The organism is Novosphingobium rhizosphaerae (assembly GCF_050920675.1).
Classification (GTDB): Bacteria; Pseudomonadota; Alphaproteobacteria; order Sphingomonadales; family Sphingomonadaceae; genus Novosphingobium; species Novosphingobium rhizosphaerae.
In genome coordinates, this window is record NZ_CP137862.1 from 515,303 (window position 1) to 531,255 (window position 15,953).

Below are 15,953 nucleotides of genomic sequence, written 5' to 3' on the forward strand. Positions count from 1 at the left end.
ACGAAGTAGCGGATGAGGCTTTTGGACTTTATGCCGTGGCCTTCTGGGCGATGAAGGCGCGCCAGCCGCCCAGCGCGGTGATGTCTTGCGCCCCGGCAATCGCGCGCGGTTCGGCGACAAAGCCCTTCACGCTGCTGCCGTCGGCCAGCGTCACCGTGCCGATGGCCAGCGGCGCGGGCACTTCCACGGTGAAGCTGCCGAATTCGGCCACGCCCAATTCATAGACTTCCACCGCGATGGCGGCGCCGTCTTCGCTGTGGATCAGCGCGGGCTTGGGCGGCACGCTGTCGGCCATGGCATAGAGCTTGTAAGTGGGCGCGGTCGTCGTCGCTTCCACGAACGTCGCGTTGCGGCTGGTCAGCTGCCAGTGCAGCGGCATGTCTTTGAGGTGTGCGCCGACAACGGCGAGTTTCACGGTCTGCATCTTGCCCTCCAGATCGAGCGGGGGTGGGGGTGGCAGATTGGCCACCGAGAGATAGGCATCGGCGAGATCGAGCAGCGCGCGGTCGCTGTCGGCGGGGCCGATCAGCGTAATGCCAAAGCCGGTGGCGTTGGCCCTCACGCCGGCCGGCACGGCGAGCGCGGCCATGTCGAGCAAGTTGACGAAATTGGTGTAGAACCCAAGGTTGCTGTTGAGCGCGATGGGCGCGGCGGCGAGCTCCGCCACGCGATAGGCGGTGCCGGTGGTGGGGAAGGCGAGCGCGTCGATCTCGTCCCACAGCTGGTCGGCATGGCGCTTCAATTCGGCCAGGCGATAGATGCCGTTGAACAGCTCCACCGCGCTCTTATCCAAGCCCGGTTCCACCACGGCGCGCACGGTGGGATCGATCGCGTTGGGATTTTCCGCCAGCAACGTGGCCAGCGCGGCGGTGCGCTCTGCCACCCATGGCCCGCCATAGAGCAACTGCGCCGCTTCCTGCAGCGGGGCGTAGTCGATTTCCACCAGCGTGCCGATCTGGCTGAGGTGTTCCAGCGCGCGATCATAGCAATATTCGGATTCCGCGTCTCCGAACCATTGCCGCTGCTGGCGCTTGGGCACGCCGATTACGCGGCCGGCAATCGGCTTGTCGGCCAAGGACTTTGACCAGGGGTCGGTGGCGTCGTAACCGGCGACCACGGCATCGACCAGGCGCGCGTCGGCCGTATCGGCGGTGAACACCGAAATGCAATCGAGCGAGCGGCAGGCCGGCACCAGGCCCGAGGTGGACCAGCGGCCCTTGGTGGGTTTCATGCCCACGAGGTGGTTGAACGCGGCGGGCACGCGGCCCGATCCGGCGGTGTCGGTGCCCAGCGCAAAGGGCACCAGGCCTGCCGCCACAGCGATGGACGAGCCGGAGCTGGAGCCGCCCGAAACATAAGCCAGGTTGCTGGCATTGCGCGGAATGCCATAGGGGCTGCGCGTGCCGACCAGGCCCGTGGCGAACTGATCCAGGTTGGTCTTGCCCACGCAGATCGCGCCCGCCGCTTCCAGCCGCGCCACCACCGTGGCCGATGCCGCCGGATCGAAGGCGAAGGCCGGGCAGGCCGCCGTGGTGGCTAGGCCGGCCACGTCGATATTGTCTTTTGCGGCAAAGGGCACGCCGGCCAGTGGCAAGTGCTCGCCCGCCGCGACGCGCGCGTCCACTGCCGCAGCTTTGGCCAGCAGCGTTTCTGGCGCGGCGCGGCTGATCCAGACTTGCGGCTGCACCACGTCATAGGCGGCAATGCGGGCGAGCGTCTGTTCCATCACCGCAAGGGCAGAGGTTTCCCCATCGCGGACTGCGGCGGCCAGCGTGCTGGCGGAAAGGCGGGGCGCGCTCATGCGTGCCTCCGCAGCGCGAGCATCGGGGCACCGGGTTGCAGGGCCTGTTTCTCCTGCATGTAGAGCGCGGCGACCACGCCGCTGCCGGGGCTTTCCACCGCGCATTCCATCTTCATCGCCTCCAGCACGGCGATGGTATCGCCGGCTTTCACTTCATCGCCTTCGGCCACCAGCAGCTTCCACACGCTGCCGCCGAACGGCGCCTCGACCAGGTCCGCGCCATCGGGCACATCGACGCTACCGGCGACCGGGGCATCGGCATCGGCCAGATCGGTCACGCGGTCGAATTCGCCACGCCGCTGCCAGTCAGCGCGTTCTTCATCGAAAGCGGCCACGCGCTGCGCTTCGAACGCGGCGATTTCGGCGGCATTGTCGGCGAGGAACTGGCGATAATCGGCCAGGCGGAATTCCGATGGCTCGATCCGGATCGAACGGCGCCCGGTGGGGAAATCGCGGCGCCATTCCACCAGCTCTTCGGCGCTGACCGGATAGAAGCGGATCTGGTCGAAGAAGCGCAGCAGCCAGGGCTTGCCCTCGATAAAGGCGTCTGTCTGGCGGTGGGTGTTCCACACCTGGATGGTGCGGCCGAACAGCTGATAGCCGCCGGGCCCTTCCATCCCATAGATGCACATATAGGCGCCGCCGATGCCGACCACGTTGGGCGGGGTCCAGGTGCGGGCCGGATTATACTTGGTGGTGACCAGGCGATGGCGCGGATCGACCGGGGTGGCGACCGGCGCACCCAGATAGACGTCACCCAGGCCCATGACGAGGTAATTGGCCTCGAAGATCAGGTTCTCGACCGCTGCGGCATCAGCCAGGCCGTTGACGCGGCGGATGAACTCGATGTTGTCCGGGCACCACGGCGCGTCGTCGCGCACCGCGCCCATGTACTTCTCGATCGTCTCGATCGTTGCGGGATCGCGCCAGCTCAAGGGCAAGTGCACGATGCGCGAGGGGATGGTGAAATCCTCCAAGTCGCCCAAGTGCTCTTCCGCCGCGATCAGCGCGGCGAGCATCGCCTGCTGGTTGAGCCCGAGGCCATCGAAATGGACCTGGAGCGAGCGGATGCCGGGCACCACGTCGATCACGCCGGGCAGGGCCATGCGCTCCAGCTCGGTCATCAAGGCGTGCACGCGGATGCGCAGCTCGATATCGAGCGTGATCGGCCCGTATTCGACCAGGATGTTGCGATCGCCCTGCTGGCGATAGACGGTGCGCGGGCGCGCGCCTTGCGCGGCGATTTCGGCCAGGATCGGCGAAAGCGTCTCGATCTCGCGCGCGGGGCGGGGAGCGGGCACGGTGCCGTCTTCCACCAGCGCGCGTTGCGCCGCGTCCGCCGCCTGGGCATCGGCGATGGACACCGGCACGAAACGCAACCGGTCACCGGGTACGAGTTGGCCGATCTTCCAGCGGTCTGCCGCGATCACCACGAAGGGGCAGACGAACCCGCCCAGCGACGGCCCATCGGGGCCCAGGATGATCGGCATGTCGCCGGTGAAATCGACCGCACCGATGGCATAGGGGTTGTCGTGAATGTTCGACGGGTGCAGCCCGGCCTCGCCGCCATCGGCGCGGGCCCATTGCGGCTTGGGGCCGATCAGGCGCACGCCGGTGCGGTTGGAATTGTAATGCACTTGCCAATCGGCGCCCACGACCATGGCGATATCTTCATCGGTGAAGAAATCGGGCGCGCCATGCGGGCCATAAAGCACGCGCAGGGTCCATTCGTTGCCCATCGCGGGCAGGGCCACGGCGGGCAGCGGCGCGGCGGTATCCTGCTGGCCCAGATGAACCACATCGCCCGCCACTAGGCGCCGGGCCGCATGGCCGCCGAACTGGCCCAGCTCGAACGTGGCGCGGCTGCCCAGATAGGGCGCGATATCGAGCCCGCCGGCAATCAGCAGGTAGCCGCGCATGCCGCCGCCACGCGTGCGGCCCATGGCCAGAGTCTGCCCGGCGGCAATGTCCACCGCCTCACCCAGCGGCACGGCCTGGCCATCGAGCGTGGCGCCGAAATCGGCCCCGGTCAGGCAGATGCGGGCCGGCGCGGTGAACGCCAGGGTCGGCCCGGTGTGAGTCATTTCCAGGCCCGCCATGCCTTCGGGATTGCCCAGCAGGCGGTTGCCCAGGCGGAACGACTGGTCGTCCATCGGCCCCGATGGCGGCACGCCCACGGCCCACAAGTGCTGGCGCCCCGGCCAATCCTGCACGGTGGTGGCCGTGCCGCCGCTGATCACGCGGAAACTGTCGGGCACGAATGTGATCGCGTCGAGCACGCGGGTGGATACGGCGCCCGTGACGAAAGCCTCGCTTGCCACCACGCGGCGCAGCCAGCGCAAGTTGGTCTCGATCCCGTCGACCCGTGCGCGTGCCAGCGCCTCCTGCATCGCCGCCACCGCCGCCTCGCGCGTGGGGCCATGCACGATCAGCTTGGCGAGCATGGGATCGTACCAGGCGCTCACTTCGGTGCCGGCGCTCACCCAGGTTTCGGTACGGATGTCAGCGGGAAATTCCACCGCCGTCAGCGTGCCCGAAGTGGGCCGGTAATCGAGCGCGGGATCTTCGGCATAGAGCCGCACTTGCACCGAATGGCCACTCGGCACGGTGGGCGGCGTATCGAGGAACGCAAAGTCTCCCGCGCCGCCGCGCACCATCCATTCGACCAGGTCGATCCCCATGACCTCTTCAGTGACGCCGTGTTCGACCTGAAGGCGGGTGTTCATTTCCAGGAAGAAGAATTCCTGGGCATCGGCGTCATAAAGGAATTCCACCGTGCCGGCGGAGCGGTAGCGCGCCGCCTGGCCCAAGCGGATGGCCGCGTCATAAAGCGCCTCGCGCACATATGGCGGCAACAGCGGGGCAGGGGCTTCCTCCACCACTTTCTGGTTGCGGCGTTGCAGCGAGCAGTCGCGCTCGCCCAGGGCGACGATGCGCCCCTCGCCGTCACCGAAGATCTGCACTTCGACATGGCGCGCGCGGCGCACGTAGCGTTCGAGGAACACGCCGGCATCGCCGAAATTGCTCTGCCCCAGGCGCGCCACGGTAGCAAAGCCCTCGCGCACGTCGGCCTCGCCCTCGCACACGCGCATGCCGATGCCGCCGCCGCCAGCCGTGGCCTTGAGCATGATCGGATAGCCGATCGTGGCGGCCGCAGCGACTGCCTCTTCCTCGCTGGTCAAAAGGTCCGTGCCCGGCGCCAACGGCACGCCGTGGGCCTTGGCCAGGTCGCGCGCGCTGTGCTTGAGGCCGAAAGTGCGGATGTTGTCGGGCGTCGGCCCGATGAACACGATGCCTTCGGCCGCGCAGGCATCGGCAAATTCGACGTTCTCCGCCAGGAAGCCATAGCCGGGATGGATCGCGCCCGCGCCGGTTGCCTTGGCCGCCGCGATGATCGCGGGGATGTTGAGATAGCTTTCGCTGGCGCGCGCCGGGCCGATGCACACCGCCTCGTCGGCCAGGGCCACGTGGGCAGAGCCTTCGTCCGCCTGGGAATAGACCGCCACCGAACGCAGGCCCATCTGGCGCAGCGTGCGGATGATGCGGGTGGCGATGGCGCCGCGGTTGGCGATGAGAACGGTATCGAACATCATGCAGCGGCCACGATCATGCGCACGGGGGTGGGATTGAACGCGTTGCAGGGGTTGTTGATCTGCGGGCAATTGGACACGACCACGATCACGTCCATCTCTGCGCGCAAGTCCACCGTCAGGCCCGGCGCGGAAATGCCATCGACAATGCCCAGCGACCCATCGGCTTCCACCGGCACGTTCATGAAGAAGTTGATGTTGGAAACGATGTCGCGCTTGCCGCGCCCTTCCCAAAGGTTTGCCTCAAGGAAGTTTTCGACGCAGGCATGTTGCGACTTGGTGTGATGACCATAACGCAAGGTGTTGGATTCGCACGAACAGGCCCCGCCGATCGTGTCGTGATATTCCACCGCGCTGGCCGTGATCGTCATCATCGCGCGCCCTTCGTTGGAACGCAGCACGGTGCCGGTGCGCAGGAACAGGTTGCCTTGTGCCGTCACGGTATCCTGCGCGGAATAGCGTTCGGCATCGTCGGCCGCGCTATAGAGCAGGAAATCGACCGCCTGGTTGCCTTCCAGATCGACGATGCGCAGCGTCTGGCCCTTGGCAACATGGTACAGCCAGGGCGCGCGGGCGGGCACGATCTCGTCGTGCACGATGGTGGCCGGCAGCCCGGCGAGATGAAGATCGCTCGACATGGGTATCCGTCCTTTGCTCAGCGGCGGAAATAGTCTTCGACATTGAGGAAGGCGCGCAGGCCTTCGGGCGTCGCATTGCGGATGGGATCGTTGCCCAGCGTCACCGGGCCGCGCCAGGCCGTGGCGCGCAGCGGGGTGACGGTATATTCCCCGCGCGGATCGAGCACGTGGGGCACGTTGGCGATCACCACGATCACGTCCATTTCCGCGCGCAGCAAGATCTCGCGCCCCGGCGCAAAGGGGCCGACCAGCGGGGTGATCGTGCCGTCTTCCTCGATCCGCGTGCCCTTGAACAGGTTGATGCACGGGTGCACGTCGCGCCGCGTCAGGCCGTGCTTGGCCGCGCCGAGCAGAAAGCGGTCGCGCCCGTTGGGATGGGCACCGCTGTTGCGCCCTTCGCCATATTTGGCGGCATTGGTGGCCGCGTTGGACGTGCCAGCAAAGCAATCGTGCGTGCCCGCGCCATCTTCCACGATCGACAGCAGCACGCGGCCCATGTCGGACAGCAGGAGCTTGCCCGCGCCGAGATAGGCGTTCCACTGCACTTTCACCGTATCCGCCACGTTGAGCCGCTCGGTGGGCATGGCGGCGTTGAACACTTGCAGCCCGGCGCAGGCATCGCCGCGCGTGTCGATCAGGCGCAGCCGCGTACCGCGCGCCAGAACCCGCGTGGCATAGCCGCCCGCGGCAATGGTTTCTTCCCACAACAGGTCCGCCGGGGCCACGCCCTGGGGCAGGTCATCCGCCTTGGGCGGCAGCACGGGCATGGTTTCCACCACGGTGCCGCCCATGCTGCGGGCGTGATCGCGCGCGGCAAGGGGGTTGGCGAGGGGGGATGTAACGAGCGTATCGGTCATGCGGCCGCTCCATCGGATGCGTCCTTGCCGTCGTCCTGGACATAGATCGGCGGCAGCAGGGCAGTGGTGGTGACAAGTTCGAGTTGCTGGACGCCGCGCACCCGGCGCAGCGCATCGGACAGTTCCTTGAGCCGCACGGCCGGGCCCTGCACCAGCAGGACTTCCAGGCTCTGGTCGTCTTCCAGGAAGACGTGCTGGGCCGAAATAACTTCCTTGAGGTAATCGGCCTGGGTCTGCGCCAGTTGGTGGCGCACGCGGCCGCGGTCGCCGCGATAGACCAGGGTGACCGTGCCGGCGAGCATCTCGTCGGGGCGGGTCAGGGCTTCGTGCTCGGCCAGGGCGTGGCGGATCAGTTCGGCAATCAGTTGCGAGCGCGAGGGCAACTGGCGTTCTTCCACCATCATGTCGAGCTTGCGGAACAAGTCTGCCGGCAAGCTCATGCTCAGCCGGGCGAGCGTGGCGGTCTCGCTGCTCATGGGCGGTTCTCTCTCGTCATACGGCAAGCCTTTGCGGCGGTGCCTGTTCTGCTTCGGCCTGGGCAGGTGCGGCCTCGTCGTCTTCGCGCGGGCGCAACGGCAGGTCATAGACCACGGTGGCGCCATAGCGGTGCGGCGCGTGGGGATCGTGGCGGCGCTTGTCGAGCGCGAGCACCCGCGTGCCCAGCGAAAACGCCTCGCGGATATCGTGCGTCACCATGATCACGGTCAGCGCATGTTCGCGCCACAAGCGACGGATCAGCAAGTGCATGTCGGCCCGAATGCCCGGATCGAGCGCGCCGAACGGTTCATCCAGCAAGAGGATGCGCGGCCGCTTGAGCAAGGCCTGGGCGATCGCCAGGCGCTGCTGCATGCCGCCCGAAAGCTGCGCGGGATAGAGATGCAGCGCATCGCCCAGCCCCACGGCTTCGAGCATTGCGGTGGCTTCTTCCTGCGCGGCGCGGCGGGCGGCGCCGAACAGGCGGGCCAGCAGCGGCGATTGCGCACATTCCAGGCCGAACATGGTGTTTTGCAACGCGGTGAGGTGCGGGAACACCGAATAGCGTTGAAACACCACGCCGCGATCGGGGCCGCATTCGGGCGGCAGGACCGTGCCATCCAGGCTGATCGTGCCGCGCGTGGGCACTTCCTGGCCCAGCACGAGGCGGAGCAGGCTGCTCTTGCCCGCGCCCGAGGGACCGACGATCGAAACGAAGCTGCCGGCGGCAACATCGAGGTTGATCTTTTCCAGGACGATCTTGTCCCCGAATTCAACCCAGACATTGCGAAGCGAAAGGAGCGTGGTCAATGGCTTGCTCCATAGGCCCAGGGGAAGGCGCGGCGGCTTGCCTGGGACAGGGCAAAGTCCATGGCGATGGCCAGCAGCGCAATCCACGCCACATAGGGAATGATCACGTCCATCGAGAGATAGCGCCGCACCAGGAAGATGCGATAGCCAAGCCCGGTGTCCGACGCGATCGCTTCGGCCGAGATCAGGAAGACCCATGCGGGCCCAAGCGCCAGGCGCACCGCCTGGATCAGGCGCGGCATCGCCTGGGGCAGGGCAACGCGGATCATGATCTGCCAGCTGCTGGCCCCCAGCGTCTGCGCCTTGATGATCTGTTCGCGCGGCAGGCTGGCGATGTGGTCGGTGATGTCGCGGATCATCGCCGGGGCGATCCCCACCACGATCAGCGCCACCTTGGCCGTTTCACCCAGGCCCAGCGCGATGAACAGGATGGGCAGCAGCGCGATCGGCGGGATGACGGCGATGGCGGTGACCAGCGGCCCGAGCGTGGCGCGCACCGGCGGCAGCACGCCCAGCACCAGGCCGGCCACCAGCGCGCCCAGCGTGGCAAGGCCCAGGCCAAGGCCGAGGCGTTCCAGGCTGGCCAGTGTGTCGGTCCAGAAAAGGAAGTGGCCCGACAGCGGATCGGCCTGGAACAGCAGGGCCGAAAGACCGCGCGCCATGGCATCGGGCAGGGGCAGGATCTTGTCCGACGGGTTGAGCGCGTGACGCTGCGCCGCCAGGACGAGATAGACCACCAGCAAGGCCAGGATCGGCAGGGCGCCGGCGATCATCCTGTCGTTGCGGCGCATGTTTCGGTTGACCCACCGCATGGTGTGCATCCCTGTTGCAACGGCCGATCGACGCGGCCAGAGGATGAGGCGGCGCACGCAGGCGCCGCCCGATGTCAAAGCTTGCCGGCGGCGGCCAATTTCATGAAGCTGTCATCGAAACGCAGCGTCACGTGCGCCGGATCGCCCAGCGTCTTGCCACCGGGGAACGCCATCCCGACCGCATCGGCCGAACTGGCGCCCTTGAACAGGCCCTTGGAAAAGCTGAAATCGCGCGCCCGCGTCATCGTGGTGATCAGCGCGGGACTGTCCGCCGCGGCCACGGCGGCGGCGGGCTGATCATAGAGGAACGTGGTGGTCAGCTGCTTGTCAAAGGTTTCGGGGCTGGCGCCCGAAAGCTTGGCCATCGCGGCGCGCGCCTGGCGGCCCTGTTCGTCCTGGCGCTTCATCAGCGCCATGGTTTCATACCAGATGCCCGCCAATGCCTTGCCCAGCGCGGGATTGGCCTTGAGCGTGTTGGTATCGACCGCCAGGAGATCGAGGATTTCGCCCGGAATCTGCGCCGAGGAGAAAACCTGATTGGCACCGGCCTGACCACGCATGACCGAAAGCTGCGGGTTCCAGGCCACCGCCGCCTGGGCGTCGGGGCTCGAGAAGGCACTCACGATATCCGCGTCCGACGTATTGACTGTCTTGACATCGGTGAGTGAAAGGCCGGCGGAACCGAGGGCACGAGCGAGCAGGTAGTGCGACACCGAGAGCTCGACCAGGTAGATTTGCTTGCCCTTGAGCGCGGCAACCGAATTGGCACCTTTGAGCAGGACCCCGTCGTTGCCGTTGGAATAGTCACCCACGATGATCGCGCTGGTATCCTTGCCCCCGGCGGCAGGAATGGTCAGCGCATCCATGTTGGTGACCGTCACGCCATCGAACTTGCCGGCGGTGTATTGGTTCACCGACTCGACATAGTCATTTACTTGGACGATATTGATCTTGATGCCGTACTTGTCAGCCCATTTCTTTACAATGCCCGCCTGTTGGGCATAGGGCCAGGGCATCCAGCCGGCATAGATAGACCAGCCGATGTTGAATTCGGTTTTCTTGGCCGCCCCGGCATCGGGTGCCGAAGAGCATGACGCCATCATCAGCGTGCTTGCCAGAAGTGCGATCTTACCCGCCGTGCCAATCATCTTCATCATGATTCGCGCCCCTTTCGCACTGCACCATCGCTGCAAAGCGCACCCTTGTCCATGGCAAATATTACACATCTTCATTTTTGTAATAACGCTCGATCGACGTGACATCGCCGCCTGCGGGCACTGGCATCGCGCAGGGAGGAGCTGGGCTCTGGCGGCAAGCGCCGTTATCAAAGGCATTTCGCGAAACTGGCGCCGATCTGCGCCCCCGCCGAGATCACACTTTGCGCATGCGCGATTCGCGAATCAAGCGCGAATATGCAGCGGCAATGCGATGACCACTTGGTCAGAAGCCGGTCTGGCCCGGCAGGCGCGTGCCGCAAGTGCGAGAAAATCGGCACTTTCCGGTATGTTTCCTGTGGGTGAATCATACTGAACGACACGAAAATTATTACGCTTGACCGAATATGTAATATCGGTACCGTGTTGGGTGTCGATAGTTCAGGGCGACACAATAAAACACAACGAGTGGGTCACCTTTGGCCAAGCCAGTCGCGGCTTGGCAATGGGACAGTCTGCGGATTTCCACACGCCTCGCGGCGAGGCGGCCTTGCGCCTTTGGCGCAGGGGCACGCCGCATCTGGCAAGGTCCGCAGTCCCGACCCCTCTTGTCAACGACGCGATGCAAGGTGCCAGGCCGGCAATCGGCCGGTGCGTGCCCGGCAAACGGGCTGATCCCTTGGGAGGGGATGTCACGGAGCGCAGGCTTTCTGATAACAAAACGAGGGGCTGAAGTGACCAAGCGATCTTTCCGAACGAACCTGCTGGGCGCCACGATGCTGCTCGGTTGTGCTGCGATGCCGGCCATGGCCCACGCCCAGGCGGCGCCGGCTGGTGATGCCGGGGCCGATGCTGGCGCGGATGCCAACAGCGGGCCTGACGCCAACTACATCGTGGTGACGGCCACGCGGCGCGCCACCACGCTGCAGGATGCGCCGATCAACATCAGCGCCGTCAGCCCCCAGGAACTCGCCCGCCAGCGCATCGACGACATCAAGTCGCTTTCGGCCTTCACCCCCGGCATGACGGTGTCGGACACCGGCCCTGGCTCTTCCGGCAAGATCGTGCTGCGCGGCATCAATTCGGGCGATTCCAGCGTCGAAGGCGCCAATGCCAACAGCGCGGTGGGCGTCTACCTGGGCGAAGTGCCGCTCTACCTCGATCTAAAGCTGCTCGACATCGATCACGTCGAAGTGCTGCAGGGGCCACAGGGCACGCTTTATGGCCTGGGCACGCTGGCCGGCGCAGTGCGCTACATGCCCAAGCGCCCGGATACGGACCATTACACGGTAGACCTGCATGGCCGCTGGTTTGGCGAAAGCCACAGCAGCCAGGCTGGCGTGAATGCCGATGGCACCGTCAACATCCCGATCGTGAAGGACCACATCGCGCTGCGCAGCACGGTGGGCTATTACGACAATCCCGGTTTCATCGATTACAACTACCTGCTGCGCGAACCGGGCGTTTCCAATCCGCAGCCGGTGCGCGGCACCGATGCATCGGATGCGTCATTCGGCAGCGCCTCGCAGCGGGCAGCCAACTTCTATTCCAAGAAGGATGTGAACTACGAACACACCTTCACCACGCGCAACCAGTTGCTGCTGCAGGCGAGCCCGGACTTCAAGCTCTACCTGACGTATGCCCACCAGATCACCAAGACCGGCGGCCGCCAGGCCAATGGCGCGGGCGTGCTGGGTACCGGCAATTACGAAGCGCCGTGGCGCTATCTCGAACCGACCAGCCGCAAGTCGGATCTCTATTCGGCCGAATTCAACGTGAACCTGTTCGACGTGGCCCAGCTGGTGGCGACGACCGCGTTCACCAACCAGACGATCATTACCCAGCGCGACAATACCGACCTGCTGCTGGACCTCGACTATGGCTATGAAGCCTTCCCCAACTTCTCGTCGTACAACCGCTCCACGGCCAAGTATCGCCAGTTCAACGAGGAAGTGCGCCTGGTTTCAACCCACGGCGGCCCGTTCAGCTGGGTGATCGGCGGGTTCTACAACAACCAGCGCTATGGGTCGCAGTATCGCGAATATGTGCCCGGCTATCCCGAGTTTGCCGGCATCTATCGCCCTGACAATCTGGAATACATGTCGTTCGTCAACACCCGCACCAAGGAAAAGGCGGTCTATGGCGAAGGCACGTTCCACATCACCAAGGATTGGCAGGTCACCGGCGGCCTGCGCTATTTCAAGTATGACGCCTTTGCCGAAGGCGGCACCGATACGCCGCTGTTCAGCAGCTACACGCCTTATCCGCTGGTGGTCTTTGCCCCGCAGCGCATCAAGTCGGGCGCGACGGGTGACGATGGCTTCGTGTGGAAAGCCAACACCTCGTACAAGTTCAGCCCCGATCTCATGGCCTATTTCACCTACAGCACCGGCTATCGCACCGGCAACGTGAACCGCGTGGCGCCTTGCGTGCTGCCGCTTGACCCGGATGTGCAGAATGTCTGCGCGCTGCCCAACGAGCTGTCGTTCGGCCCGGACAAGACGCGCAACCGCGAACTGGGCCTGCGCGGCGCGCTGTTCGACAAGAAGCTACAATTCACGCTCAGCGGCTTCATCGTCACCTGGTCGGGCGTGCAGGTGCCCAGCCAGACGGTGAACGGCGCGGTGGGCATTACCGTGAACGGCAGCACTGCCGTTTCCAAGGGCATCGACTTTTCCAGCCACCTCAAGATCACGCCGCGCCTGACGATCGATGGCACCTATTCCTACAACGATGCGCACCTGACGGCCGACGCGCCGGGGATCGTGGTCAGCAGCGGCGTCAATTACGATGCCTATGCCGGCGATCGCCTGCCCGGCTCCACCAAGCATGCCGGCAGTCTGGGCGCGACCTATACTTATCCGATCGGTGATGGGAAGGATATCGAGGCAAGCTGGGCCACGACCTATACCGGCAACATCTATTCCCGCGTCGGCCTGCGCGGCAATGGCGAGGTCATCCCGGCCTATACCACGCACCGCGCCTCGGTTACCTATCACAGCGATATGTTCGACATTGGCGTCTACGCCGACAATATCTTCGACAAGTATGCCGTCACGGCGGTCGAGAACGACAGAAGTTCGTACAATCGCACGCGGACCGGTGTGGTGGAGCGCTATTATGCCTATGGTGTCTTGACGCCGCGCCGCGTCGGGCTTGAAATGACGTTCCACTACAAGTGATGCCGTGATCGGGCCCGGCTCCGATGCGCGACGGTGGGCAAGGGGCCGGGCCACCACGCGATGTGCACCTGCGATTTTCTCCGCGATCCCAGATTGAGCAAGCAACTGGAATGGATGGGACAGACATGAAACAGCGGCTGACCGGGTTGATCCCGCCCGCCACGCTTGTGGCGGTGGTGCTGTTCTGGGCCTTTGCGCCCAAAAGCGTGGTCGATTATCCCTGGACCCTCACGATCATGGCCACGGCCATTTCTGCCTGGCTGCTGCTGCTCGAATGGCTGTTCGAGCGTCACGAGGGCTGGCGCATGAACTGGCGCGAGTTCTGGACGGATTCGTTCTATGTCGTGCTCAGTTCCACAGTGATTTCCTGGGCCACCGAATACTTTGCAGATTCCCCGCTCAAGGCGGCGAAGGCCAGCGTCGGCCTGGCCACGCCGTGGCTGGGGGAAATGCCGTTCCTGGCGCAAGTGGCGCTGATCTTCTTCCTGTTCGAATTCGGCCAGTACTGGATGCACCGCGCGATGCACAACTGGCATCCGCTGTGGCTCACCCATGCGCCGCATCACCACATCACCCAGCTCAACGCGCTCAAGGGCTATGTCGGCAATCCGCTGGAGCTGTTCCTGATCAGCCTGGGCGTGATCGCGCTGCTCGATTTCAGCCCGGTGGCGATCCTGTGCGCAGCCAGCGTGGGCAACGTGGTGGCCGGCTTTGCCCATGCCAACGTGCGTGCCGATCCGCCGCCGTTCTATTCGTTCTTCTTTACCACGATCCGCCATCACAGCCTGCACCACTCGGTCGGCTATGAAGAAACCCGCTGCAACTATGCCAACTCGATGATCCTGATCGACCGCGTACTGGGCACCTATCGCGAGGGCGAGGGCGTGCTGGTGGGGCAGGACGAGCGCCGCCGGCTGTCGATCAAGGAGCAGTTCCTATTTCCCTTCGTGCCGGTGATCGACGCGATCAAGGCGCGCCGCGAGCGCCGCGAAGAGGTGCGGGGCTGAACCGGGGCGCTTCGCTTGCCACGGCCGTGCCGAACATGGCACAGCGCGGAATGACTTTGACCGACCCTGGGATCGCTGCGGCACGCCAAGCCCTTGCGCGTGGCGATCTGCCCGCCACGGCCCGCACCGCGCAGGCCGTTCTGGCCGTGGCGCCCGATCACGCCGAGGCGCAATTCCTGCTGGGCCTGGCGCTGGCCGGCATGGGCCAGGTGCGCGATAGCATCGCGCAGATCATGGCGGCCGTGGCGCGCGATCCGCAAGGCGAGTACCGCGCGCAACTGGCGCGGTTGCTGATCATGACGCGCCAGGACAGCGCGGCAGCGCAAGTCCTGGCCGATGCCGAAGGTGCACTGCCCGATGATGCGCTGAGCCGCGATACCATGGGCTGCGTCTATGCACGCCTGGGTGATCACGCCGCTTCGCTGCCCCACTTTGCGCATGCCGTGGCGGGTGAGCCCGACAATCTCGAATACCGTTACAACCACGCCGCCGCGCTCAATTTCGTGGGCGCGGTCGATGCGGCAGAGGCCGCGCTCGAAGCGTTGCTGGCGCTGGCCCCGGGCCACGGACGCGCGCACCATCTGCTTGCCAGCCTCAAGCGGCACAGCGCGGGTGCCAACCATGTGCCACGCCTGCGCGCGCGCTTGACGGCCGCACAAGACCCGCAGGATCGCTTGCTGCTGGGCTATGCCCTGGCCAAGGAACTGGACGATCTGGGCGAAGACCAAGCCGCCTTTGCCGCGCTGGCAGCAGCCAATGCCGAGCATCGCGCCCGGCTGCCCTATCGTTTCGAGACGGACGCGGCCAATTTCGATGCGATCGTGGCCACCTGGCCGGCGCTGGCGCGTGCGCGCGTTTCCGCGCCGCCCGCAGAGGCGCCGATCTTTGTGATCGGCATGCCGCGCACCGGCACCACGCTGGTCGATCGCATCGCGTCTTCACACGCGCAAGTGGAAAGCGCGGGCGAACTGCAGGCCATGCCGCTGGCGGTAAAGCACGCGGCAGGCACGCGCACGCGCACCGTGCTTGATCCCGAAACCATCGCGGCCCTGGCACAGGCCGATCTGGGCACCGTGGGCCACGATTACCTTGCGCGCGCGCACCACCACCGCCGCAATCCCAATCTGCGCTTTGTCGATAAATTTCCCGGAAATTTTCATTATGCCGGGATAGTGGCCCGCTGTTTTCCCAACGCGCGCATCATATGCCTGCGCCGCCATCCCATGGACACGGTGCTGAGCAACTTTCGCAACCTCTTCGCGATCACCTCGCGCTATTACGACTACAGCTATGACCTGATGGACATCGCGCGGTATTACGTGCGCTTCGACCGCCTGATGGCATTCTGGCACCAGGCGCTGCCGGGCCGGATTCTCGACGTGCAATACGAAGACCTCGTGGCCGACCAGGAAGGCGTCACGCGCCGCATGCTGGAACACTGTGGCCTGGAATGGGATGCCGCCTGCCTCGATTTCCATCGCAATGCCGCGCCGGTGTCCACGCCCAGCGCGGCCCAGGTCCGCCGGCCGCTCTACCGCGATGCACTGGCGCGGTGGAAACGGCACGAAGCGGCGCTGGCCCCGGTCGCCGCCTATTTTGCCCGCGAGGGCATAACCGTTACCTGAGCT

The 15,953-nt window shown here is 65.3% G+C and carries 11 protein-coding genes; 3 read left to right on the top strand and 8 right to left on the bottom strand.

All coding sequences use genetic code 11. The features are described from left to right. Positions 1–28: 28 nt before the first annotated feature. The 8 genes from atzF to R9J51_RS22140 form a co-directional block, all read right to left on the bottom strand. Positions 29–1,801, bottom strand: coding sequence for an allophanate hydrolase (atzF, locus tag R9J51_RS22105; protein ID WP_179563008.1), 1,773 nt, complete (start codon positions 1,799–1,801; stop codon positions 29–31). After that, complete coding sequence (uca, locus tag R9J51_RS22110) at positions 1,798–5,394, bottom strand: urea carboxylase (RefSeq protein WP_179563006.1); 3,597 nt, start codon at positions 5,392–5,394, stop codon at positions 1,798–1,800. Before uca ends, atzF begins: the two co-directional genes overlap by 4 nt. After that, positions 5,391–6,029, bottom strand: coding sequence for an urea amidolyase associated protein UAAP2 (locus R9J51_RS22115; protein WP_179563004.1), 639 nt, complete (start codon positions 6,027–6,029; stop codon positions 5,391–5,393). Before R9J51_RS22115 ends, uca begins: the two co-directional genes overlap by 4 nt. Positions 6,030–6,046: 17 nt before the next feature. Continuing rightward, the gene (locus R9J51_RS22120; protein ID WP_179563002.1) at positions 6,047–6,886 is read right to left on the bottom strand and encodes an urea amidolyase associated protein UAAP1; all 840 of its coding nucleotides are present in this window, start codon (positions 6,884–6,886) and stop codon (positions 6,047–6,049) included. Continuing rightward, positions 6,883–7,362, bottom strand: a complete 480-nt coding sequence (locus R9J51_RS22125) for a CopG family ribbon-helix-helix protein (RefSeq protein ID WP_168557125.1) — start codon at positions 7,360–7,362, stop codon at positions 6,883–6,885. The genes R9J51_RS22120 and R9J51_RS22125 overlap by 4 nt, the downstream gene beginning before the upstream one ends. Positions 7,363–7,378: 16 nt before the next feature. After that, the gene (locus tag R9J51_RS22130) at positions 7,379–8,170 is read right to left on the bottom strand and encodes an ATP-binding cassette domain-containing protein (RefSeq protein ID WP_168557126.1); all 792 of its coding nucleotides are present in this window, start codon (positions 8,168–8,170) and stop codon (positions 7,379–7,381) included. Beyond that, entirely contained in the window at positions 8,167–8,982 is an 816-nt protein-coding gene (locus tag R9J51_RS22135) for an ABC transporter permease (protein WP_168557127.1), read from the bottom strand. The genes R9J51_RS22130 and R9J51_RS22135 overlap by 4 nt, the downstream gene beginning before the upstream one ends. Positions 8,983–9,056: 74 nt before the next feature. Continuing rightward, positions 9,057–10,139 carry a putative urea ABC transporter substrate-binding protein gene (locus R9J51_RS22140; RefSeq protein ID WP_179563000.1) on the bottom strand — a complete coding sequence of 361 codons (1,083 nt, stop codon included), beginning with the start codon at positions 10,137–10,139 and terminating at the stop codon, positions 9,057–9,059. 731 nt (positions 10,140–10,870) lie between these two features. Here R9J51_RS22140 and R9J51_RS22145 point away from each other — a divergent pair. The 3 genes from R9J51_RS22145 to R9J51_RS22155 all read left to right on the top strand — a co-directional run bounded on the left by R9J51_RS22145 (position 10,871) and on the right by R9J51_RS22155 (position 15,950). Next, positions 10,871–13,318, top strand: a complete 2,448-nt coding sequence (locus R9J51_RS22145) for a TonB-dependent receptor (RefSeq protein WP_349237544.1) — start codon at positions 10,871–10,873, stop codon at positions 13,316–13,318. Positions 13,319–13,443: 125 nt separating this feature from the next. Beyond that, a complete protein-coding gene (locus tag R9J51_RS22150; protein ID WP_168557129.1) occupies positions 13,444–14,325 on the top strand; it encodes a sterol desaturase family protein in 882 nt (293 codons plus the stop codon). Positions 14,326–14,375: 50 nt separating this feature from the next. Next, positions 14,376–15,950 (top strand): tetratricopeptide repeat-containing sulfotransferase family protein, encoded by a 1,575-nt coding sequence (locus R9J51_RS22155; RefSeq protein ID WP_179562998.1) that lies wholly within the window; start codon positions 14,376–14,378, stop codon positions 15,948–15,950. Positions 15,951–15,953: the final 3 nt, after the last annotated feature.

Bases quoted from the DNA above. Each gene is read 5' to 3' on its own strand.
- atzF (WP_179563008.1), bottom strand. From the start codon at position 1,801: ATGAGCGCGCCCCGCCTTTCCGCCAGCACGCTGGCCGCCGCAGTCCGC.
- uca (WP_179563006.1), bottom strand. From the start codon at position 5,394: ATGATGTTCGATACCGTTCTCATCGCCAACCGCGGCGCCATCGCCACC.
- R9J51_RS22115 (WP_179563004.1), bottom strand. From the start codon at position 6,029: ATGTCGAGCGATCTTCATCTCGCCGGGCTGCCGGCCACCATCGTGCAC.
- R9J51_RS22120 (WP_179563002.1), bottom strand. From the start codon at position 6,886: ATGACCGATACGCTCGTTACATCCCCCCTCGCCAACCCCCTTGCCGCG.
- R9J51_RS22125 (WP_168557125.1), bottom strand. From the start codon at position 7,362: ATGAGCAGCGAGACCGCCACGCTCGCCCGGCTGAGCATGAGCTTGCCG.
- R9J51_RS22135 (WP_168557127.1), bottom strand. From the start codon at position 8,982: ATGCGGTGGGTCAACCGAAACATGCGCCGCAACGACAGGATGATCGCC.
- R9J51_RS22140 (WP_179563000.1), bottom strand. From the start codon at position 10,139: ATGATGAAGATGATTGGCACGGCGGGTAAGATCGCACTTCTGGCAAGC.
- R9J51_RS22150 (WP_168557129.1), top strand. From the start codon at position 13,444: ATGAAACAGCGGCTGACCGGGTTGATCCCGCCCGCCACGCTTGTGGCG.
- R9J51_RS22155 (WP_179562998.1), top strand. From the start codon at position 14,376: ATGACTTTGACCGACCCTGGGATCGCTGCGGCACGCCAAGCCCTTGCG.